Genomic DNA, 20,593 nt, shown 5'->3' with positions numbered 1-20,593 from the left:
CCGACCATGACCACTTCCCACTACATTGCCGGCCGCTGGGTCGAAGGCCAGGGCAGCGACTGCATCAGCGTCAGCGAACCTGCGCTGGGCCTGCCCTTCGCCGAACTGATGGCCGCCAGCGTGGCCCAGGTCGACCAGGCTGTGGCCGCTGCTCGCGAAGCCCTGCCAACCTGGAAACAGGTCAGCGCCAGCACTCGCGCAGCCTTCCTGCGCGGCTTTGCCGAACAGCTCGGTCAACGCCGTGAAGCCTTGATCACGCTGCAGATGCGCAACAACGGCAAGCCGCGTCACGAGGCCGAAATCGACCTGGATGACGCGATCGCCACCTTCGCCTACTACGCCGACCTGGCCGAACAACTGCCGTCGAAAAACCGCGACGTACCATTGGCTGCGCCCGGTTTCACTGCGCGCACCCGCCTGGAGCCGGTGGGTGTGGTCGGCCTGATCGTGCCCTGGAACTTCCCGCTGGTGACCAGCGCCTGGAAGCTGGCCCCGGCGCTGGCGGCCGGTTGCACCGTGGTGCTCAAACCGTCGGAAGTGACCCCGCTGATCGAGCAGACCTACGGCCAGATCGCCGACACCCTGGGCCTGCCGGCTGGCGTGCTGAACATCGTCAACGGCAAGGCTGAAACGGGCGCCGCGTTGAGCAGCCACAACGGCCTCGACAAACTGTCGTTCACTGGCAGCAACAACGTCGGCAGCCAGGTAATGCGCAGTGCGTCGGCACAGTGCCGGCCGGTGACCCTGGAGCTTGGTGGCAAATCGGCGATCGTGGTGTTCGACGATTGCGACCCGGACCAGGCGGTGGAATGGATCGTTGCCGGTATCAGCTGGAACGCCGGACAGATGTGCTCGGCCACCTCGCGCCTGCTGGTGCAGGACGGCATCGCCGATGCGCTGCTGCCGCGCTTGCAGGCGGCACTGGAAAAGCTGCGGGTCGGTAACCCGCTGACCGAAGAGGTCGACATGGGGCCGCTGACCAGCCAGGCGCAGTGGTTGAAGGTTGCCAGCTACTTCGCGACGGCTCGCGAAGAAGGCCTGCAGTGCCTGGCGGGCGGGCAGGCGCTGGATCGTGAGGGCTGGTTCGTGAGCCCGACGCTGTATGCCGATGTGCCCAAGAACAGCCGCCTGTGGACCGAGGAAATCTTTGGCCCGGTGCTGTGCGCACGTCGCTTCAGCACCGAAGCGCAGGCAATTGCCGAGGCCAACGACAGCCGTTTCGGGCTGATCGCCACGGTATGCTCCGCCGACCTGGAGCGCGCCGAGCGCGTGGCCGATGCGCTTGAGGTCGGGCATGTGTGGATCAACTCGGTGCAGGCGGTGTTCGTCGAGACTTCGTGGGGCGGCACCAAGGGCAGCGGGATTGGCCGTGAGCTAGGGCCTTGGGGGTTGTCGGCTTACCAGTCGGTGAAGCATGTGACCCGGTGTTTGGGATGATGGCCTAGGGGTGTGAGGCGCGTCGTCTTTGGCGCCAATGAGATCGAGCGCCACCCGCGCGGCGGTCGATCTCATAGGCGCTGGATCTCTCACGGCGAACACATGATGGCCCTCACCCAATCCCAAGCCAGCCCAAGCCAGCCTAAGCGAGCCCTCGCCCGACGCCCTGCTGTACGTTTCCCAGTGACTGCGCGGCATCGAAGACACGCTGGACGAATACATCTGCGGCAATGCTGGCGAGCCTGGCATCGGGATGTTGGTGAACACCGTGCACACCCTGCAAATGGCCAGGGCGCTGAATGAGCGGGTCCTGGGCCGGGATGCCGGAGCAATCACAGGGTGCTGGCGCTGAGGCTCCGCTGGAGAATGTAGCGGGGCTGCTGTGCAGCCCAATCGCCGGCAAGCCAGCTCCCACAGGGATATCACAGGCCTGACGACGGCGCTGTCCCTGTGGGAGATCACCCAGCCTTTTGGGCTGCGCTGTCGCGCAGAGAACAAAGCCTCAGCAAGTGTTGCGCCCACAAGACCTCTGCTAAATCAGAGCGTTATGTGTTGCTCCATGAAAGCCGGCTTGTCGGCGATTGGCATCACGCTGACTCGTCAGCCGAACGCGCCCCTTCCTGCACCAGCACCATGCTCTGCGGCGAAGACAGGGCAATACCCTCATCGCGCAAGCGCCCCAGAATGGTGAACAGCAAGTCGCTGCGGGTGCCCGACACCTGCCGCGGCCCTGCCACATAACCACTCACACCCATGACCATGCCCGCTGAGGTCAGGTCCTTGAACGTCACCGAGCAAGCCGGTGCGTCAAGAATCGCTTCATGCTCGTGATAGGCCGCCAGCAGCAATTCACGCACATGGTTGGCATCGGTCTCCAGGGGCAGGGTCAAGGTAATACCCACCACGCCCAGGGCATTGCCCATGGTCACGTTGCGCACGTTCTGCGAAATGAACTGCGAGTTCGGCACGATCACCGTGGAGCGGTCGGACATCTGGATCTCGGTGGCGCGCACGTTGATCCGGCGGATGTCACCCTCGACCCCTGCCAGGCTCACCCAGTCGCCCACCTTGACCGGGCGCTCGGTGAGCAGGATCAGGCCGGAGATGAAGTTCTGCACGATCTGCTGCAAGCCAAAACCGATACCGACCGACAGTGCACTGACCACCCAGGTCAGACTGGTCAGGTTGATGCGCAGGGTCGACATCACCAGCATGGCCAGGAACAGGAAGCCGAGGTAACCGACCAGGGTCACCAGCGAGGCCCGCATGCCCGCATCCATGTCGGTTTCCGGCAGCAGCCGCTCGCTCAGCCAGCGCTTGACCACGCGGATGCCGAACAGGCCGCCGAGGAACATCGCCAAGGCCAGCAGAATGTCCTGCGGCACGATATTGAGGTTACCCAGCACCTTGCCGCCAGTGCCGTCCCAGTCGCCCAGGCTCAGCAGCAGCTCGCCAGGGCTGGTGCCGGACGGCATCAGTGCCAGCAGCACCGCCAGGAACAGCAGCACCGTACGGCTGATGCCGACCAGGATCGTGCTGGCCTGGGCCTGGTGGCGAGGCGCCAGGCCCAGAGTCGAGGCCAAGGCCAGGCCGCCCGGCTGGCGTGGCGACAGCAGGGTCTCGCAGAGGTCGGCAAGGAACGTGGTGAGCAGGTAGGCGCACACGGCCACCACGCTGATCCACAGCAGCTTGGCCGTGAGGAAGTAGGCCAAGGTCAGGTAACCGGCCAACAGGGCCAGCAAGATCAAGCCCACCCACACCACGGTCACGAACGGAATCAGCCCGGCCAACCCGGTCGGGCGCTCCAGTTCGTGCTTGCGCAGGGTGCGGCGATAACGCAGCAACGCCAGCGTGAAGATCACGGCCACCACCAGCGCTGTCAGGCCGTTGGTGGCCACGGTCAGTGCCAGGCTGGTGCCAATCACGCTGTTGATGCGCTCCATGGTCAGCATGACCATCAGCGCCAGGGCCAACAGCTTGGGGAACCAGCCCAGAGCAGTGGCCACTTCGTCGGGAATCGGCGGCAGGCGCCAGGACGGCCGCTGCAACATCAGCATGGCGCGGCCCAGGCCGGTGATGAAGGCGCTGAACACCACCAGGGTCAGGAAGTGATTGGTCAGGCTGGCGATGTCCGAGCCCAGTTCGGCGCTGCTTTCCAGGCCCCAGCGCAGCAACGACACCGAGCCTGCGATGGTGGCCAAGGTGGCCAGGCTCACGCTCAGCGCCAAGGCACTGCGGCGCAGGCGGCCCTCAGGCAGCCAGCGCACCATGGCGTTGGCCAGCAGACGCTCGATCATCCGCCGCACCCAGATCCAGACCAGGAATGCGGCCATCACGCTTGCGATGAAGAACCAGCGATGGTCGGCACTGAAGGCACTGCTCAGCGCATCGCTGGCTTCGCCGCGCAGGTCGCGCAAGCGCGCCACGTCGTCATCGGTAGGGCGAATGAGGCTCGACCAGAACGCCGGGCTCAACGGCGTGGCGGCGCGGCTGAGGATTTGCGAGTTGAACTGGCTGCGGCGCAGGTTGACGATCTGCGTGGACAGGTCGCGGGCCGACTGGGTCAGCTTGGTGGCTTGCTCCTGCTGGGTGACCAGTGCCTTTTTCTCGGCATCGAGCTGCTTGCGCTGCTGGGTGATGCTCGCGCCCTCGTTGGGTTGCACAGGGCCAAGCACCTTGAGCTTGTCGTCGAGTTTTTCCACGTCGGCAGTGCGCAAGGCACTCAGTGCATCGGCCTGGCGCTGGACCTGGACGGCGGCCATGCGCAGCTGCGACAGCAGGTCATCGTTGGCGTTGCTGGTCACGCCCTGACGGATCTGGTCCAGCCGGTCGTTCAATTGCTCGTAATTGGCATTTTCGTCCAGCGCCGGCAGTTCGCCAGCGGTCAGGCTGGAAACGGGGGTAGCTGGAGCAGACCAGGCGGGCGTGGCCGCCACCCACATCAGGGCTAGAAAGCCCAGGCAAAATCGGGCAAGGCTGACTCGCCTCATCGAATGTTCCTCTTTAGACATCGATCTGGCGGGGGATTCTACGCGGCTTCAGGCAATCAGGAGAGTGCCGTTTCTCGCGCCAGCAGTTGCCGTTTGCGTTCCACACCCCAGCGGTAGCCGCTGATGTCGCCGTCACGGCGCACCACTCGGTGGCAAGGGATGGCCACGGCGATGGGGTTGGCCGCGCAGGCCATGGCCACAGCGCGCACAGCCCTCGGTGCGCCGATGCGCTCGGCGATGTCGGTATAGCTGACTCGGCTGCCCACTGGCACCTCGCGCAAAGCCTGCCACACCCGCTCCTGGAAGGCGGTGCCCTGGACATCCAGCGGCAGGGCCAGCCCCAGTGCCGGCGCCTCGACAAAGCCTACAACCTCGGCAACCAGCCGCTCGTAACCGGCATCGCCGCCGATCAGGTGCGCTTTGGGGAACTGATCCTGCAACTGTTCGAGCAACACCTCGGGATCATCGCCGAGCAAGATCGCGCAGATGCCCTTCTCGCTCTGGGCCACCAGAATCGCACCCAGGGAGCACTGGCCGATGGCGAAGTGAATGCTCGCGCCGGCGCCGCCTGCCCGGAACTCGCGGGGGCGCATGCCCAGGCGTTGGTCGGCGCTTTCGTAGAAGCGGCTGTTGGAGTTGTAGCCGGCATCGTAGATGGCATCGGTCACCGAGCTTTGCCCATCGCCCAGCCGCTCGCGCAGGCGCCGGGCGCGAAAAGCGCTGGCGTAACCCTTGGGTGTGAGGCCGGTTTCGGCCTTGAACAGACGGTGCAGGTGGAAGGGGCTGACAGACAGTTGCGCACCGAGCTGGCCGAGGCTGGGTGGGGTGTCGCTGCTTTCCAGCAAGCGACAGGCGCGGGCAACCAGGTCGGAGCGGCGGTTTTCGCCGGTTTTGGCCGTGCAGCGGCGGCAGGCGCGGTAGCCGGCAGCTTCGGCGCTGGCGGCGTCGTTGAAGAACTCGACGTTTTCGCGCTTGGCCATGCGCGATTTGCAGCCGGGAGTGCAGTACACACCGGTGGTGCGCACGGCGTAGACGAAATGGCCGGCAGCAGACGTGTCACGGGACTCGACGGCTTGCCAGCGTTTGGGGTCAGTTGTGAATGCTTTCATCGCGGTTAGCCTCGACTGTCTGTTTCGCCTGTTCCGGCCCTTTCGCGGGTAAACCCGCTCCCACAGGGATCGCACCATGCTCAAGGTTGGTTCTGCCCCTGTGGGAGCGGGTTCACCCGCGAAGAGGCCGGCAAAGCCAATGCAAAAATGTCAGGCCCGCCACAAGTACCAGGCAGCCACAGTCCTGTAGGGGCTCCAGCCACCACCCAGCGAGCGCATCTGCGCCGGCGTCGGTGCCTTGTCCAACCCTTTCAACCGACGATATCCCTCGCGTACGCCAAAATCGTCCACCGGCAGGATATCCGAGCGCTCCAGGCTGTAGATCAACAACATCTCCACCGTCCAGCGCCCGACGCCGCGCAGCGCCACCAGCCGCTCTATCAAGGCATCATCGGCAAGCCTCAGCGCCTCTTCCCGGCACGGCACCACGCCCTCCAGGCTGGCCTGGGCGATGCCGTATATGGTCGCCAGCTTGCTTGCCGAAAAGCCACACCCGCGCATTACCTCGGGGCTGACCGCCAGCAGTTGCTCCGGGCTTGGAAATGCCTGCTCGGGGAACAGCGCCAGCAACCGCCCAAGGATCGCTTCGGCCGCCCGAGCATGCAGCTGTTGATAGGCAATGGCCCGGACCAGCGCTTCATAGGGTTCACGCCCAGGCGTCGCCTGATGCAGGCACGGCCCGGTCGCCTCGATATGCCGCGCCCAGTCCGGGTCCAGCGCAGCCAGATGGCCAGTGGCTGCGCGCAAGGCGTCAGGCGAAAGGTCGGCGAGGATCATCCGTAGCTCCTGTAGGTGCGAGGCAGGTCCAGCTTAGCCCAGCCGCTGATCGGGCAAACCCCGGATCTTGCGCGGCTAATTTCTGGTATGCCTTGCCTGCGCCCCTATGGCAGCAGGCTTGCCCGCGAAAGGGCCGGTACAGGAAAAACCAGATAACTCAGTCAGCAACCGCCGGCAACTTACCCACCCGCCGATACGACTGCCGGGCAAAGCACACGAACAGCCCCGCCGTCAGCGCCAGCGCCATCGGCAAACCATGCGGTGCGACATCCATCGCCGCCCCGCTCACCAGCGGCCCGACCAGGCTGCCGACACCCCACAGCAGGCCCACGCTGGCATTCGCCGTGACCAGGTCCTGCCCTTTGAAGCGCTGACCGATCAGCACCAGCGCCAGGGTGTAGATACCGCCTGCCACCGCGCCCAGCAGCACCAGCATCGGCCACAGCAGCCAGGTCACCTGCAGCAGCCACGGCAGGGCGATGCCGATGGCCATCGCCACCAGCCCGCACACCAGGTGCAGCCCGGTGCGCTCGACGCGGTCGGCCAGCCAGCCCAGAGGGAGCTGGAACACCATGTCGCCAGCGAACACCACGGTCACCATCAGTGCTGCAACGGCCACGGCAAACCCATGGCTGCTGGCATATACCGGCAGCAGCGACAGCACCACGGCATCGAAGAACGAGAAGAACAGCACCGCCACACAAAGCGCCGGCGCCACGCGGAAGAAGCCCGCCAGGCCGAAGCTTTTCTCGCCTTCATCACCATGCTCGACAGGGTCGTTGGGCACGGTCAGCAGGATGCACAACAGGGCCAGGCCATAACCGATGGTGACCACACCGACGATCCACGGGCTATCGGCGCCAATCAGCGCGATCAGTGCCGGGCCGAGCACCTGGAAGCCAGTAAAGCTGGTGGCGTACAGGGCCATGATCTTGCCGCGGTTGTGGTCCGGGCACAGTGCGTTGACCCATGATTCGCCGAGGATGATCGCGATGCCCATGCCGATACCCAGGCCCAGGCGCAGCACGGCCAGCATCCACAGCGAATCGAACGCCGAATCGAGCAGGGCGATGCTCACGGTGCACAGGCTGAAGCACAGCAGGTAGATGGTGCGCCGGGTCAGGTGCCGGCAGCAGGCATCGACCATGAACGCCGAGAGCATCATGCCCGCAGCAGGAATAGCCGAGATGATGCCGATTTCAAGGGTGCCGGCACCGGCCTCGTGCAAGCGCAACGACACCAGCGGCAGGCTGGCCCCCAGGCTGAAGCCCACTACCGATACGGCGAACAGAAGGCCCGCCAGCAAACGCATGTTCATGTACCACTCCAGGCAAAACTGAAAAGACGCGCAGATACAGGCGCCCACACGCACACCGGGAAGGCGGGCGACGCAAGGGCGCGGGGTCAGTTCAGGGCTTGGTGTGGCGAGAAGGTGAAGGCGAACAGCACGCTGCGGCGACGCTTGAGCACCGTATCGCTCGGCCACGCACGACGCATGGCCTGAAGAGCAGGCTGGCGGGCGTGTGGGAGGGATTGGGTACGGCGCATTGCTGTGGCTACTACGCAGGTGAGTTGAAAAGAGAGGCGGCACTCTAGGCGAAGGCAGGCGGAGTCGTCAATTGCCCAGGGGCCTCTGCGAGGCCCTATCGCGACACAAGGCCGCTCCTACACAAGCACCCGCCCCCATGCAGGAGCGGCCTTGCGTCGCGAAAGGGCTGCACAGCAGCCCCCGCGATATCAGCGCTTACCGGTATTTGGCAGAAACACCGCCAACAAGCCGAACAACGGCAGGAACGAGCACAACCCGTAGACGTACTCGATACCGCGCAAATCAGCCAGGTACCCCAGCAGCGCCGCACCAATCCCACCAAAGCCGAACATCAGCCCGAAGAAGACCCCGGCAATCATGCCCACGCTGCCCGGCACCAGCTCCTGGGCATAGACCACGATTGCCGAAAACGCCGAGGCCAGGATGAAACCGATCACCACGCTGAGCACGGTAGTCCAGAACAGGTCGGCATACGGCAGCACCAGGGTGAACGGCGCCACGCCAAGGATCGAGAACCAGATCACCGCCTTGCGCCCGATACGGTCGCCGATCGGCCCGCCAAAGAAGGTACCCGCCGCCACCGCGCCGAGGAACAGGAACAGATGCAGCTGCGAGCTGGCCACCGACAGGTCGAACTTTTCGATCAGGTAGAAGGTGAAATAGCTGGTGAAGCTGGCCATGTAGAAGTACTTGGAGAACACCAGCAGCCCGAGCACGATCAGCGCCGCGATCACCCGCCCGCGCGAAATACCGTGGGTGGCCTGCACCGCCTTGCGCGCCTTGGCCTGGTTCAGGTGTTCCTTGTACCAGCGGCGCAGCATCAGGGTCACGGCAAAGAAGAACAGCGCCGCCACGCCGAACCAGGCCACGTGGGTCTGGCCGAACGGGATGACGATAGCCGCCGCCAGCAGTGGGCCAAAGGCAGAACCGGTGTTGCCGCCAACCTGGAAGGTCGACTGCGCCAGGCCGAATCGGCCACCCGAGGCCAGCCGGGCGATACGCGAGGTCTCTGGATGGAAGGTCGACGAACCGATGCCGACCAGCGCAGACGCCAGCAGAATCATCGGGAAGCTGCCGACGAACGCCAGCATGACGATCCCCACCAGGGTGCACAGGGTGCCCAGCGGCAACAGGTTGGGCGTCGGTCTGCGGTCGGTGAAGAAACCGACCCAAGGCTGCAACAGCGAGGCAGTGATCTGGAAGGTCAGCGTGATCATGCCGATCTGGGCGAAACTCAGGTCGTAATTGGCCTTGAGCATCGGATAGATCGCCGGCAGCACCGACTGGATAAGGTCGTTGATCAGGTGCGCCAGGGCGCAGAAGGCGATGATGCGCATTACCAGCGGATTGGCTTGGTTCGCCGAACCTGTGCTGGCGGTAGGGGTGCTGCTGATGGCCATGGGCTTGAATTCCGTCCGCAGGTTTGGGATCCGATTATCAGGAAACAAATAGATACATAGCTACCTTTTTTATTTGGCGGACATCACGCACTTGTAAATGGTTCTCAATATATTTAGCATCTCTGGCCTGAATTCTCCGTAATCGTTGGGCGAAACCGCCCTCATGCGAGCACACCGACCCATGAGCCCGATGCCCGCCACGCCGATTCAAGCCGATCCTCAGCAGGAAGCGCTGGCGTGGTTTTCCCGCTTGCGCCAGCCCGGCTGCGATGAAGGCGAACGCCAGGCATTCGGCCGTTGGTGCCAGGATCCGCTCAATGCACACGCCTATGCCGAACTGGAAGCTTGCTGGCAGCAACTTCAGGTGCCCCCGCCCCGTCCTCGGCCGCGCTTGCTCAAGGTCCGCCGCAGCTACTTCAGTAAAGTGCTGGCCGCACTTTTCCTGCTTGTGCTTGGCGCTCTGGCTTGCCTGTATTGGCCGCTGATGCAGCGCCTGGCCAGCGAACTGCACACCGATATCGGCGAGCGCCGCAGTACACGCCTGGCCGACGGTTCGACCTTGCACCTGGGCAGCGCCAGCGCGATGAATGTCGACCTGCGCGGGCGCACACGCCAATTGCACCTGGTACAAGGCCAGGTGTACCTGGATGTAGTGCTCGACGGGCGCGCCATGGAGGTTCAGGTGGACGATGCCCGTATCCAGGTGTTCGGAACACGCCTGATGGTGGCGCGGCATGGCGATCATGACGAACTGCTGGTGCTCAATGGCAAGGCCATGGTCATCCAGGGTGGCGACCAGCGCATGGTGTCGGCGGGTGAGCGAGTGACCTTCACCGAGGCGCGAATCAACCCGGTGCAGAAAGCCGATATGAAAACTGCCGATGCCTGGCGCACGGGCCAACTGCATGCCAGCGAAATGCCCCTGGGCCAGGTCATCGAACGCTTGGCCAGCGCCCAAGGCCGAAGGGTCTGGCTAATGGATGAGCAGAACGCTTATCGACGCGTCAACGGCGACTTCAACCTCGACCACCCCGTCCAGACCCTGGACGCGCTGGCTGCCGAGCAGCATTTGCAGCTCTACGACGTGCTCGGGCAGTGGCTGATCGTTCGCTGAAACCGGGCTCGGCCGCTAAGTTTTTGAAAGCGTGCAAATTTTTTTGAAAAAGAGTGTTGACACAGGTCCATCACAAGGGAATAATGCGCGCCATCGGCTACATAGCTCAGTTGGTTAGAGCATAGCATTCATAATGCTGGGGTCCGGGGTTCAAGTCCCTGTGTAGCCACCAAACCTGAAAAGGGCTTACCGCAAGGTAAGCCCTTTTCTTTTGCCTGTAAAAAAATCCCTCCCTCTCAGCGCACCCCGGCGACCGCCACGGCCAGCCCCAGGCTGATCAGCGCAAGACCGATCACCCGGTCGACCAGGCGCTGCCTTGCGATCATCAACGCACGCAATCGCGCACTGGAAAAGAACACCGCCACCAGGCTGAACCAGGCCCAGTGGGCGAACGACATGAATGCGCCGTAGGCGAAATCCAGCGTCAGCGCTGTACCCGGTTGCACCACTTGGGTGTAGGCGCTGATCACGAAGAGCATGGTCTTGGGGTTGAGGGCGTTGGTCAGGAAACCGGTACGCAGTGCCGACAGCCAACCTGATTGCTGCCCTCCCCCCTCCAAGTCGATGCGGGACGTATTGGTCAGCGACTGGTAGCCCAGGTAGATCAGGTAACCAGCGCCCAGCACCTTCATGCCAAGGAAAAGACCCGGGCTCTGGCTGATGATCACCGCAACGCCGAACACCGTATACAGCACATGCACCTGCACACCCAGGGCGATACCCACTGCCGCAGCCAGGCCAGCCTTGCGACCTTGGGCGTAACTGCTGCGGGTGACCATGGCGAAGTCGGCGCCGGGGCTGACGACGGCAAGCAGGGTGAACAGGGCGACAGCGATGAGTTCGGTCATTGGAAAGGGCCTTCGATAATCGATGAAAATGCACGGATGCGCTGATTATCGACGGCGTGATGAGGCGGTAAAAACGATTTATAGTGCAGCATATCTGATAGCTTTCCTGACAGATAAGTACAGCCTGACAGGGCCGCTTCGCGGTCAAGCCCGCTCCCACAGGTCATGTCAGGCTGAAAGGAATGCCATGAAACTGCCGCCACTCACCGCCTTGCGCTACTTCGATATCGCTGCCGAAACCGAAAGCTTCGTGCGCGCCGCCGAGCGCCTGCATGTCACCCACGGCGCGGTCAGCCGCCAGGTACGCCTGCTCGAAGAAAGCCTGGGCATTGAACTGTTCGAACGGCGCAACCGGGCGATCTTCCTCACCCCCGCCGGCCGAGAACTGCATGGCACAACTCAGGCGATCTTCGAACAGCTCGAAGGCACCGTGCAGCGCCTGCAGCAGCAGGAACGCAACAATGTGCTGGTGCTGTCTTGCGAGCCGACCATCGCCATGCGCTGGCTGATCCCGCGCCTGCCGCGTTTTCACGCCACACACCCGGACCTGCACTTGCACCTGGTGGCTGCCGGAGGCCCGGTGGACTTTGCCCGCGGCGGGGTCGACCTGGCGCTACGGCGCGACGATTTCCACTGGCCGCCGACGCTGCACAGCATGAAGATCTGCGACGAGTGGATAGGCCCTGTCAGCCGCGCGCGCAGCGACAACCTCGACGGCCAACGCCTGTTGCACAGCAGCACTCGCCCCAGCGCATGGCCTACCTGGCTGCGCCTGAGCGGGCGGCAGGCAATACACGACGAACGCAGCGACTTCGAACACTTCTACCTGTCGCTACAAGCCGCCAGCGCCGGCCTGGGCCTGGCCATCGCCTCGGCATTGATGGTGCGCGACGAGCTCGACAGCGGCCCATTGCAGGCCCCATTCGGTTTCCTGCGCGATGGCTCTGCCTATCACCTGCTCAGCCCCCAACCACTGAGCGATGGCGGCAAGCGCCAGCGCTTTGCCGAATGGGTGAAGCGTGAAAGCCACGCCTGCCTCACTCACCTGGGCTTGCTGCAGAATGACGAGGCTGCGCTGCCATCACCACCCCAGGTGCGATAACCAGCGGTATCGATGTGGATACGCCCGCTCGGATAACGCCCCAACCCCATGCTCCAAGCCTGGCCGTACTGCTGCCAGAAGCGGCACAGCGGATTGGGATCGGCCCAGGCCGGCAGCAGGATATCCACCGCGAAAGCGCGGGTATGGGCGCTGCCCACGGCGCCACCGGCACAACGATTGAGATCGGGATCCCGATAGGCGGAGACCACTTCGAACTGGCGCAGCATGTTCTGCTCATCGAGGGTCTTGATCAGCGAAAGGGTGGAGCGCACTGCCGGCCAGTTACTGGCAGGCGGCACCGCGAACGGCGAGGCATGGCACAGCTTCCAGTCCGAGGCCGAACGCAGCAGCTGATGGATGGGCACCACACCATAAAGACGAGCATCCACCAGCATCTCGCGAAACGGCCGGGTCTGATGGTCACCTGCCCACTGCGCGAACATCCACAGGTCACGCTCGTCGGCCAGCGCCACTGTGCTCCACAGCACACCTGCAGCCAGCAGCATCCCGCTTGCTCTTCTCATCCCCACGCTCCCTGCTCCAGTATGAGTGCGGCCGCCACCCCGGGCGGCCACTTACAAGGAGTTAAGCATGCACAAGACTGCCGCAACGAGCCTCGCCGCCCTCGCCTTCAGCGGCCTGGCCATGGCGGATGCACGCATCGACCTGGGCGATGCCCAGCGCGTCACCCGCCTGTTCGCCTTCCCCAACAACTGCCACGTGATCTGTTACCGCGACTGGACGCTGGAGCAGACCGTGGAGCACTACCTGACCCAGAGCGTACGCCGCGACGGCCATGCCAAGGCTCGGGTACACGTCGGCCGCGACAACGGCCGGTTGCATGCCACCATCAGCGACGTACCCGCTAACTATGCCGAGCCCCTGCGCAGGCTGCTCGACAGTGGCGAGCTGGCCTATGACGGTGCCACCCAGCTGAACAAGGACGGCAAATGGTCCTACGACTGGTACCTGTTCCTGCCGCTGGGCATGGCCCTGCAGAACCGCCGCAGCATCGAACTGCTGCACTTCCCGCCGGACTATTCGTTGACTCAAGCCCAGGACTACCTGCGCTCCAACACCACCGACCGCTGGGCCGAACTGCTGACCTTCAATGGCATCGACGCCAGCCAGACCCCGGCCTTCCAGACGATCATCGACATCGCCCCGATTGCCGCCCCGGCCAGCGCGGGTGATGCCCTGACAGGCACCTACGGCTATTTCAAGGACTACCAACTGCGCATGGTCCGCGAGATGACCCTGCAAAGCGCCACCAAACCCCTGCCGATGGTCGCCTTTGGCGCACCGGTGCGCAGCTGGATCCAGCAACAGTACGGGCCGCAGGTGAGCGTGTTGGGCCTGGTCAGCATCAGCCCGCAACCGGGGGCGCAGGTGCCGGTGCTCGGTTCCAACCATCCCAGCGCCATCTGGTACGCGGCGGATAAGGACAGCCATGGAGGCGATCAGGATGCAGCGGATGCGGCAGGCTTGAAGATGATGGGGCAGGACCTGACCGCAGCCTGCTGGCAGGCGGGGATGGGGCGTAACCCGGGGGCCGAGCCGAAGATGACCCTGGATGCCTGTTCGAGCAAATGGCAAGTGACGCAGAAGAAGCAGACCTGCGAGCTGTTCTTCCGCACGATACGCAAGTACACGCCGGAGCAGGCGGCGGCCAAGTGCAATACCGGGGAGATGACCCGAAGCCTGCGGGACCTGCGCAAGCCGGTCGAGGTTGTGCCGCGGGAGCTGTGATCGACTCGATGGCCTCATCGCGGGCTTGCCTGCGAAGAGGCCAGTACTGGTTACTCAGTCCTCAAGCAGAGTACAGGCCATCACCAGGGCATCTTCACGCCCGCCGGCGACCGGGTAGTAGTCACGGCGGCGGCCGATCTCGTTGAAGCCATAACGCTCATACAGGCGATAAGCCGACTGGTTGCTGGCCCGCACCTCGAGGAAGCACTCACGCCCGTTGAGCTGATAGGCCCGCGCCATGAGGTGCTCAAGCAAACGCAGACCAAGACCGCAGCCCTGATTCTCCGGCTTTACCGTGATGTTCAGCAGGTGCGCCTCATCGATGATCACATTGATCACCCCATGGCCCACCTGCTGCTGGCCATCGAACATCAACCACACTTCGTAGGATTTGAGCGCATCCTGAAAGATGCCCCGAGTCCAGGGATGACTGAACGCGGCATATTCGATCTTAAGCACGGCATCCAGATCCGCCTCGGTCATCGGGCGGAAACTGATCGAGTCACTCATTCAACGCTCTTCCAGCGCGCCATCAGCTGGCGCATCGCTTGCCAGACGTCCGCCTTGCGCTGCGGCTCGTCCATCAACAGTTCAAGGCCCGGCAAAACCCAGGCATCGCCCAGGCCGTCGACCTTCAGTACTTGGTAATAGGCTTCAGCGTCTGCGCTGGCGGCATAGCGCATGGCCGGCAGGCCGATCAGCCACAGCACGCTGCAGGGGGCCTGTTCAAGGCGCGCCTGGATAAAGCCCTGGACGAAATCACGCGCTGCATCCGGGCCCTGGTCCATGTTGCCACGCACCAGCAGCGGCCAGCGCACCGGCTCGCCGATGATCTGCGGCGCATCGGGCAAGCCGGCGGCACGCAGCATGTCCTTGAGCAGCAGATAGGAGGGATCCCGACTCTGGAAAGGCTGCCCCGTGGCCAGCTCAACCAGCAACAGGCAGTTGCCGGCGCGCAGCAGTTGCAACGAGAAACGCGGCGGCGGTACCGGTGCCGGACGTGGCGCCGGCGCCTCTTGCTCGGCTTCGACCGGCTTGGCAACTGCCTTCGGCGTGCTGCCAGGGCGAGGAATCTCGATTTTCGGGCGCTCGCCGGAACGGGCCTGGGGCGTGGCTGGCGCCTCGCTGGCCGCCGGCACGGATGGCCGGCTGTCGAAATCGGCTTCCTTCACCGGCACTGGCGGCAACAGCAGCTCGGGGCGCGAAGGTGCGGCGAACGGCAGTTCGGCGCGCGGCAGCCAATGCACCACTTGCATGGCGGAAAGGTAGGCGCGGCGGCGGGGTTCGGTCAGCAAGGCTCGGGGATCCGGGGTTTGAAACGTCGCACATTCTAACGTTGTTGGCCGGGCTGTGCTGCAACTGGTCGGCGGAAATTTGCTGACCGGGCCGATCTCTTCGCGGGTAAACCCGCTCCCACAAGTACTGCACAGTATTCGAAACCTGTAGAGAGCCTGTGGGAGCGGGTTTACCCGCGAAGAGGCCAGCAAATCTCGCACAAGGACCAAGGTTATCCCTCATTACAGACCAAGGGGTGAAATCCTCCCCCCCGGATGAAGTACAATCGCCCCCTTTTTACTTGGCAACGAGTAGACGCCAATGATCGAACCCAAGCGCGTCCTGCGCGCCCTAGCCGAACACTGGGCCCTGATCGAGCCGCTGTGCGAGCGTTTCGACCAGGGCACCCTGAGCCTGGTGGAACTGCGCCAGCAACTGGGCCGCCAGCAGGTGGAAAGCACGCCGCAGGACATCACCCAGCTGCTCGACGTGTGGATCCGCCTGGATATCCTGGTGCCGGTGGCCAAGAGCCCGAACCGTTTCGAGCTCAACGCCCAGATCCACGACTTCCTCGCCTACCTGCGCCGCGAGCACCGGCTGGGCCTGTGCCTGGAGATCGAGGCCTACCTGCGCCACCTGGAGCGCCTGGCCGGGCACATCCAGGATGCCTTCGACAACCGCGACAGCGACGACCTGGCGCGCCAGCTGCGCTTGCTCGACATGCGCGTGCGCGACGTGCTGAAAAAGCTCGACAACGACGAGCAGGCGCTGGTCGCCGTGGCCGAACGGGCCAAGACCAGCAACCGCCAGATCCCGCTGCGCCAGCGCTACGCTGAAGTGCTGGCGACCTGGGACGAGTACGTCGAGCCGATGATTCAGCTGGTGAACGCCGACGGCGCCTTCGAACAAGGCGTGCGCAAGGTCGAAACCGTGCTGCTGAAGCTGCTCGGCGAGCAGGCGCGCCTCGGCCACCTGGTCGATGATGACATGCTGCTGCGCACCCACGCGCGCATTCTGGAAATGCAGACCAGCGCCCAGCTGACCCTGCGCCACGCCCGCGAACTTTTGCTGCCGCTGCGTGAAGAAGCGCGCCGGCACAACGCCGTGACCCGCGGCGCCGCGCTGGCGCTGTCGGTGATCCGCCGCAAGGGCATCGACGCCGTGCCGCAAGCAGCCATGCCGCTGTTCACCCGCCCGCAAAGCACCTTCCTCGGCAGCGCCAGCCAGGTCGAGGCCTACGTCTATGCCCTGGCCCGCTTCGAGCCGAAGCCGGCCAAGTTCCCCAAGGCGCACAAGACCCAGAAAGGCCCGCTGCCGCGTGCCCCGCGCACGGTCAAAGAGATGCTCGAGCGCTGCGAAGACGCCCTGCCGCTGCCAGACCTGATGGTCTGGCTGCTGGACCAGGAGCCCGAAGGCGCCACCGACGAACTGCTGTACTGGTTCTCGCGCCTGTCGCGGGAAAAGCGCTTCAAGCGTGAACGCCTGGAACGGCGCGAGTACACCACCCACGAACACCTGGTCAGCCTGCGCTCGTTCGCCCTGACGTCCAGCCGCGAAGCGCAACCTGAAACCAACGCGAGCCCAGCCAATGCATCTTGATCTTTCCGAACTGTCCCAGCTCGCGCCGATCTTCCGCGAGCTGTTCAAGGGCTTCCACGTCAGCCGCCGCGACCCGGAAATGTACGCCCAGCTGTCGAACTTCCAGGACCAGTACCGCACCCTGTTCAAGGCCCTGGGCTTCGAGCTGGTGTGCGACACCCGCGGGTTCTACTACTTCGTCCCCGAGCAGGCCGCCGCGCAGGTCAACAAAACCGCCCAGCGCCTCTCGCTGTTCACCTTCATCATCGTCGAGCATCTGGCCGACCAGGGCCGCGACCCGATGGCCGTGCTTGACGGCGGCAGCATCGGCCGCGACGAGCTGCCATCGCTGCTGGACAAGTACCGCGACCTGTTCCTGCAGGCCGAAGTGCAGACTGTCGACGAGCTGGAAGAAAAGATCATGCGCCGCATGACCCAGCTCGGCTTTGCCCATGAAGAAGGCGGCATCTACCGCTTCCTGCCACCGATGCACCGCTTCCTCGACGTGTGCCTGTCGGTGCAGCAGGACCGCGACCTGGCCGCCAGCCTGCACAGCGACCTGCCGCTGCCGACCCCGGTACTGGTGGAAGAAGAAAGCCCGGAACAACTCAACCGCACCGACGACCCGCTCGACCTCACCCCGTTCGACGGCGAGGAAAGCGAAGAGGACGCCCTGGCCCGGGCCATCCGCGAAGAGCAACAGGAGATTGACGCATGAGCCAGGAACGCTACGGCATCCGCCGCTTCGCACTGCTCAACACCGCCGGCTACAGCCTTGGCCTGTTCCCGCTGGAGCACCCGCTGTCGGTCTACGGTGCCAACAACCTGGGTAAATCGGCGTCGATCAACGCCCTGCAGTTCCCGATCCTGGCGCGCATGTCCGACATGAGCTTCGGCAAGTACAGCCTGGAGCAGTCGCGCCGCTTCTATTTCGCCAGCGACACCTCGTACATTCTCTGCGAACTGAACCTGCCCCACGGCCCGCACGTGATCGGCGTAGTCGGCCGCGGCCCGGGCGGCGGTTTCGGCCACCAGTTCTTCGCCTACAAGGGCGAGCTGGACCTGGCCCACTACCAGAAGAACGACACCTGCCTGCGCCAGAAAGAGCTGTTCACCAACCTTGAGCGCCTGGGCCTGAAGGCCTATGAGCTCAAGCCCGATGAACTGCGCCGGCTGCTGGTCGGCGGCCACACCTCGTGCCCGCTGGACCTGACCCTGATCCCGCTGCGCTCGACCAGCGAGCAGAGCCTGAAAACCTTCCGCGCGCTGTTCATCAACCTGCTGCACATGCGCGAAATCACCGCCGCCAAGCTCAAGCAACTGTTCCTCGACGCCTTCGAGCACAGCCTGCGCTCGGGTAGCGTCGACTACATCGCCGCCTGCGAAGAAGCCTTCCGCGACGTGCGCCGCATGGAGCAGGACTACAACGCCCTGGTCGCGGCCGGCCCGCTGGTCGAGGCACTGGCCGGCGGCGTGGCCCAGCGCGACATCTTGCGCGGCAAGCTGCACCGCCTTTCGCCACTGCTCGACAACCTGCTGGGTACCTGGCAGGAATACGCCATGGCGCGCAAGGAAGAGCTGGTGATCCAGGCCGAGCACTTCCGTGGAGAGCAGGACCGCCTGCAGAACGACCAGCGTGGCGGCACCCAGGAGCTGATGCGCCTGGAGCGTGAAATCACCGGCATCCAGCGCTGGCTCGGCGAGCTGTCGGTGCTCAAGCACCGCTTCGCCCTGGTCGATGACGTCAAGGTTCTGGAACAGCAACTGCTGGCCGCCAAGGACGCCCACGACGAACTGGCCGGCGCCCTGGCGCAGTCGCGCCAATTCAGCGCCGAAGACCTCGACGAGCGCGTGCGCGACCTGGAAAAACGCCTGAAGCAGGTCAAGCAGCAGCTCGACCATGCCGACAACAACAGCTACGCCCGCCTGCGCGAAGAGTTCTCGCAGCAAGACGTCGATCGCCTGATGCGCCTGTTCAACGGCGCGCTGTTCAGCCTGCCGCTGGGCGAGCGCGGTATCGAACTGGACGACAGCGACCTGTGGGTAAAATCCCTGGAGGCCGTGCTCGACGGCTTCAAGGGCGAGCGCTTCGAAGCCCCCGGCCTGTCCATCGACCTCTCCAATATCGACCCACCGGCGCTGCAGGCCCTGGCTGACCGCGCTGCACTGCGCGACCAGAAAGAGCGCCTTGAAAAAGAGCTCAAGCAGCTCAAGACCCAGCAGCAGGTCGCCGCCGACCGCACCGCCTCCAAGGCTCAGACCGAAGCGCTGTACCAGGAAGTTCTGGACGCCCAGAAGGCCCTGGAAGACTACCGCCGCAGCGAAACCCTGAGCGCCGAAGAGCCGGAGAAGATGGAGCAACTGGCGCAGCTGGAAGCCGCCCAGGATGAACTCAAGCGCTCCAGCGACGCCTTCACCGAACGCGTCCAGCAGCTGTCGGCCAAGCTGCAGCTGGTCGGCCGCCAGATCGGCGACCTGGAATCCAAGCAACGTACCCTGGAAGACGCCCTGCGCCGCCGTCAGCTGCTGCCGGCTGACCTGCCATACGGCACGCCGTTCATGGAAGCGGTCGACGATTCCATGGACAACCTGCTGCCGATGCTCAACGACTACCAGGACAGCTGGCAGGCCCTGCAACGCGTCGACAACCAGATCGAGGCGCTGTACGCCCAGGTGCGCCTCAAGGGCGTGGCCAAGTTCGACAGCGAAGACGACATGGAGCGCCGCCTGCAACTGCTGGTGAATGCTTACGCGCACCGCACCGACGAGGCCCTGACCCTGGCCAAGGCGCGCCGCGCCGCGGTCACCGACATTGCCCGGACCTTGCGCAACATCCGCAGCGACTACGACAGCCTCGAGCACCAGTTGGCCCTGTTCAACCGCGAGATCAACAAGCGCCAGGTGTCCAACCTGGAAAGCTTCCGCGTGGTACTCGCACCGAACAAGGAAGCGCTCAAGCACATCGACCAGATCATCCACAGCGCTGGCCAGTACGAGGAAGGCGAAACCCTGTCGGTGTTCGACCTGACCCAGAGCGCCGAGCAGGACAACAAGAACGAAGAGGCCAAGGAGTACCTGGCGCGGCTGGTGGCGGCCAACCACAACCAGCTGGGCCTGAAGGACCTGTTCGAACTGGCGTTCGAGATCACCAAGGTCAATGGCCAGCCGATCATCCACGCCGACATCGACGGCGCGGCGTCCAATGGCACCACCATGACCATCAAGGCGCTGACCAACATGTACCTGTTGCTGCACTTGATGGACCGTGACCTGGCCGGGCGCATTCGCCTGCCGTACTACCTCGACGAGGCAGCGGACATCGATGAACGCAACCAGGCGGCACTGCTGGAGACCAGCCTGCAGCTGGGCTTCGTGCCGATTCTGGCGAGTGTGAAGCCGCAGGTATCGGCGCGCGTGGCGATCGACCTGGAAGGGGGCAGCGGGCCGAACGGCATCTACATCGACGAGGCGGACTGGAAGTACATCAGCCGGCTGGATGAGGTGAAAGCGGTTGTGCGGGAGGATCAGGCCGAGGAGCTGGCCTGAGGAACCTGGGGCCGCTCTGCGGCCCTCTCCGACCGGCCCGGCGCCCCGGCAAAGCTGCCCCTAGAGGGGTATGCGTTTCCCTGTAGGAGCGGCCTTGTGTCGCGACGGAGGCCGAAGGC

The 20,593-nt window shown here is 64.3% G+C and carries 17 protein-coding genes and 1 tRNA gene; 8 read left to right on the top strand and 10 right to left on the bottom strand.

What is annotated here, in order from left to right; all coding sequences use genetic code 11:
• Nucleotides 1-6: 6 nt before the first annotated feature.
• Nucleotides 7-1,437, top strand: a complete 1,431-nt coding sequence (locus H040_RS20035) for an aldehyde dehydrogenase family protein (protein ID WP_027918286.1) — start codon at nucleotides 7-9, stop codon at nucleotides 1,435-1,437.
• A gap of 587 nt (nucleotides 1,438-2,024) precedes the next feature.
• Here the strand turns inward: H040_RS20035 and H040_RS20030 are convergent.
• From H040_RS20030 to H040_RS20010, 6 genes are all read right to left on the bottom strand, one after another.
• A complete protein-coding gene (locus H040_RS20030) occupies nucleotides 2,025-4,427 on the bottom strand; it encodes a DUF3772 domain-containing protein (RefSeq protein WP_027918285.1) in 2,403 nt (800 codons plus the stop codon).
• Between the two features lie 56 nt (nucleotides 4,428-4,483).
• Nucleotides 4,484-5,536 carry a bifunctional DNA-binding transcriptional regulator/O6-methylguanine-DNA methyltransferase Ada gene (gene ada / locus H040_RS20025; protein ID WP_027918284.1) on the bottom strand — a complete coding sequence of 351 codons (1,053 nt, stop codon included), beginning with the start codon at nucleotides 5,534-5,536 and terminating at the stop codon, nucleotides 4,484-4,486.
• Nucleotides 5,537-5,686: 150 nt separating this feature from the next.
• A complete protein-coding gene (locus H040_RS20020; protein ID WP_027918283.1) occupies nucleotides 5,687-6,313 on the bottom strand; it encodes a DNA-3-methyladenine glycosylase family protein in 627 nt (208 codons plus the stop codon).
• Between the two features lie 157 nt (nucleotides 6,314-6,470).
• The gene (locus H040_RS20015) at nucleotides 6,471-7,631 is read right to left on the bottom strand and encodes an MFS transporter (protein ID WP_027918282.1); all 1,161 of its coding nucleotides are present in this window, start codon (nucleotides 7,629-7,631) and stop codon (nucleotides 6,471-6,473) included.
• A gap of 86 nt (nucleotides 7,632-7,717) precedes the next feature.
• A complete protein-coding gene (locus tag H040_RS27520) occupies nucleotides 7,718-7,861 on the bottom strand; it encodes a hypothetical protein (RefSeq protein ID WP_165837390.1) in 144 nt (47 codons plus the stop codon).
• A gap of 189 nt (nucleotides 7,862-8,050) precedes the next feature.
• Complete coding sequence (locus H040_RS20010) at nucleotides 8,051-9,262, bottom strand: MFS transporter (protein WP_027918281.1); 1,212 nt, start codon at nucleotides 9,260-9,262, stop codon at nucleotides 8,051-8,053.
• A 181-nt stretch (nucleotides 9,263-9,443) separates the two neighbouring features.
• On the opposite strand from H040_RS20010, the gene H040_RS20005 reads away from it, so the two are divergent.
• The gene (locus tag H040_RS20005; RefSeq protein WP_027918280.1) at nucleotides 9,444-10,376 is read left to right on the top strand and encodes a FecR family protein; all 933 of its coding nucleotides are present in this window, start codon (nucleotides 9,444-9,446) and stop codon (nucleotides 10,374-10,376) included.
• Between the two features lie 95 nt (nucleotides 10,377-10,471).
• Nucleotides 10,472-10,548: transfer RNA gene (locus H040_RS20000), tRNA-Met, on the top strand.
• A 64-nt stretch (nucleotides 10,549-10,612) separates the two neighbouring features.
• Here the strand turns inward: H040_RS20000 and H040_RS19995 are convergent.
• Entirely contained in the window at nucleotides 10,613-11,224 is a 612-nt protein-coding gene (locus tag H040_RS19995) for a LysE family translocator (protein WP_027918279.1), read from the bottom strand.
• A gap of 187 nt (nucleotides 11,225-11,411) precedes the next feature.
• Between H040_RS19995 and H040_RS19990 the strand changes: the two genes are divergently transcribed.
• The gene (locus tag H040_RS19990) at nucleotides 11,412-12,326 is read left to right on the top strand and encodes a LysR substrate-binding domain-containing protein (RefSeq protein ID WP_027918278.1); all 915 of its coding nucleotides are present in this window, start codon (nucleotides 11,412-11,414) and stop codon (nucleotides 12,324-12,326) included.
• On the opposite strand, the gene H040_RS19985 is transcribed toward H040_RS19990, so the two are convergent.
• A complete protein-coding gene (locus tag H040_RS19985) occupies nucleotides 12,266-12,850 on the bottom strand; it encodes a D-Ala-D-Ala carboxypeptidase family metallohydrolase (protein WP_027918277.1) in 585 nt (194 codons plus the stop codon). The two genes, H040_RS19990 and H040_RS19985, sit on opposite strands and share 61 nt — an antisense overlap.
• A 67-nt stretch (nucleotides 12,851-12,917) precedes the next feature.
• On the opposite strand from H040_RS19985, the gene H040_RS19980 reads away from it, so the two are divergent.
• Nucleotides 12,918-14,075: a hypothetical protein gene (locus tag H040_RS19980; protein WP_027918276.1), complete on the top strand. Its 1,158-nt coding sequence runs from the start codon at nucleotides 12,918-12,920 to the stop codon at nucleotides 14,073-14,075.
• 54 nt (nucleotides 14,076-14,129) lie between these two features.
• Here the strand turns inward: H040_RS19980 and rimI are convergent, their stop codons facing one another.
• Both rimI and H040_RS19970 read right to left on the bottom strand, forming a co-directional pair.
• Complete coding sequence (gene rimI, locus H040_RS19975) at nucleotides 14,130-14,585, bottom strand: ribosomal protein S18-alanine N-acetyltransferase (protein ID WP_025337640.1); 456 nt, start codon at nucleotides 14,583-14,585, stop codon at nucleotides 14,130-14,132.
• Entirely contained in the window at nucleotides 14,582-15,370 is a 789-nt protein-coding gene (locus H040_RS19970) for a hypothetical protein (RefSeq protein ID WP_027918275.1), read from the bottom strand. The genes rimI and H040_RS19970 overlap by 4 nt, the downstream gene beginning before the upstream one ends.
• 301 nt (nucleotides 15,371-15,671) lie before the next feature.
• On the opposite strand from H040_RS19970, the gene mksB reads away from it, so the two are divergent.
• The 3 genes from mksB to mksF are packed head-to-tail and all read left to right on the top strand — an operon-like array spanning nucleotide 15,672 to nucleotide 20,474.
• A complete protein-coding gene (mksB, locus tag H040_RS19960; RefSeq protein WP_027918274.1) occupies nucleotides 15,672-16,949 on the top strand; it encodes an Mks condensin complex protein MksB in 1,278 nt (425 codons plus the stop codon).
• Nucleotides 16,939-17,646: an Mks condensin complex protein MksE gene (mksE, locus tag H040_RS19955; RefSeq protein ID WP_027918273.1), complete on the top strand. Its 708-nt coding sequence runs from the start codon at nucleotides 16,939-16,941 to the stop codon at nucleotides 17,644-17,646. Before mksB ends, mksE begins: the two co-directional genes overlap by 11 nt.
• Nucleotides 17,643-20,474: an Mks condensin complex protein MksF gene (mksF, locus tag H040_RS19950; RefSeq protein WP_027918272.1), complete on the top strand. Its 2,832-nt coding sequence runs from the start codon at nucleotides 17,643-17,645 to the stop codon at nucleotides 20,472-20,474. The genes mksE and mksF overlap by 4 nt, the downstream gene beginning before the upstream one ends.
• The last annotated feature ends 119 nt before the right edge of the window (nucleotides 20,475-20,593 follow it).

Origin of the sequence: Pseudomonas sp. URMO17WK12:I7, assembly GCF_003269045.1 — a bacterium.
Lineage (GTDB): Bacteria > Pseudomonadota > Gammaproteobacteria > Pseudomonadales > Pseudomonadaceae > Aquipseudomonas > Aquipseudomonas putida_J.
The sequence above is the reverse complement of the archived record's forward strand: the minus strand, read 5'-3'. Positions and strand labels throughout refer to the sequence as shown.

Coding starts and splice junctions, on each gene's coding strand:
- H040_RS19990 (WP_027918278.1), top strand. CDS start 11,412: ATGAAACTGCCGCCACTCACCGCCTTGCGCTACTTCGATATCGCTGCC.
- mksF (WP_027918272.1), top strand. CDS start 17,643: ATGAGCCAGGAACGCTACGGCATCCGCCGCTTCGCACTGCTCAACACC.
- H040_RS20015 (WP_027918282.1), bottom strand. CDS start 7,631: ATGAACATGCGTTTGCTGGCGGGCCTTCTGTTCGCCGTATCGGTAGTG.
- H040_RS27520 (WP_165837390.1), bottom strand. CDS start 7,861: ATGCGCCGTACCCAATCCCTCCCACACGCCCGCCAGCCTGCTCTTCAG.
- H040_RS20020 (WP_027918283.1), bottom strand. CDS start 6,313: ATGATCCTCGCCGACCTTTCGCCTGACGCCTTGCGCGCAGCCACTGGC.
- H040_RS20035 (WP_027918286.1), top strand. CDS start 7: ATGACCACTTCCCACTACATTGCCGGCCGCTGGGTCGAAGGCCAGGGC.
- H040_RS20005 (WP_027918280.1), top strand. CDS start 9,444: ATGAGCCCGATGCCCGCCACGCCGATTCAAGCCGATCCTCAGCAGGAA.
- H040_RS19980 (WP_027918276.1), top strand. CDS start 12,918: ATGCACAAGACTGCCGCAACGAGCCTCGCCGCCCTCGCCTTCAGCGGC.
- mksE (WP_027918273.1), top strand. CDS start 16,939: ATGCATCTTGATCTTTCCGAACTGTCCCAGCTCGCGCCGATCTTCCGC.
- H040_RS20010 (WP_027918281.1), bottom strand. CDS start 9,262: ATGGCCATCAGCAGCACCCCTACCGCCAGCACAGGTTCGGCGAACCAA.
- H040_RS19995 (WP_027918279.1), bottom strand. CDS start 11,224: ATGACCGAACTCATCGCTGTCGCCCTGTTCACCCTGCTTGCCGTCGTC.
- H040_RS20030 (WP_027918285.1), bottom strand. CDS start 4,427: ATGAGGCGAGTCAGCCTTGCCCGATTTTGCCTGGGCTTTCTAGCCCTG.
- mksB (WP_027918274.1), top strand. CDS start 15,672: ATGATCGAACCCAAGCGCGTCCTGCGCGCCCTAGCCGAACACTGGGCC.
- ada (WP_027918284.1), bottom strand. CDS start 5,536: ATGAAAGCATTCACAACTGACCCCAAACGCTGGCAAGCCGTCGAGTCC.
- rimI (WP_025337640.1), bottom strand. CDS start 14,585: ATGAGTGACTCGATCAGTTTCCGCCCGATGACCGAGGCGGATCTGGAT.
- H040_RS19985 (WP_027918277.1), bottom strand. CDS start 12,850: ATGAGAAGAGCAAGCGGGATGCTGCTGGCTGCAGGTGTGCTGTGGAGC.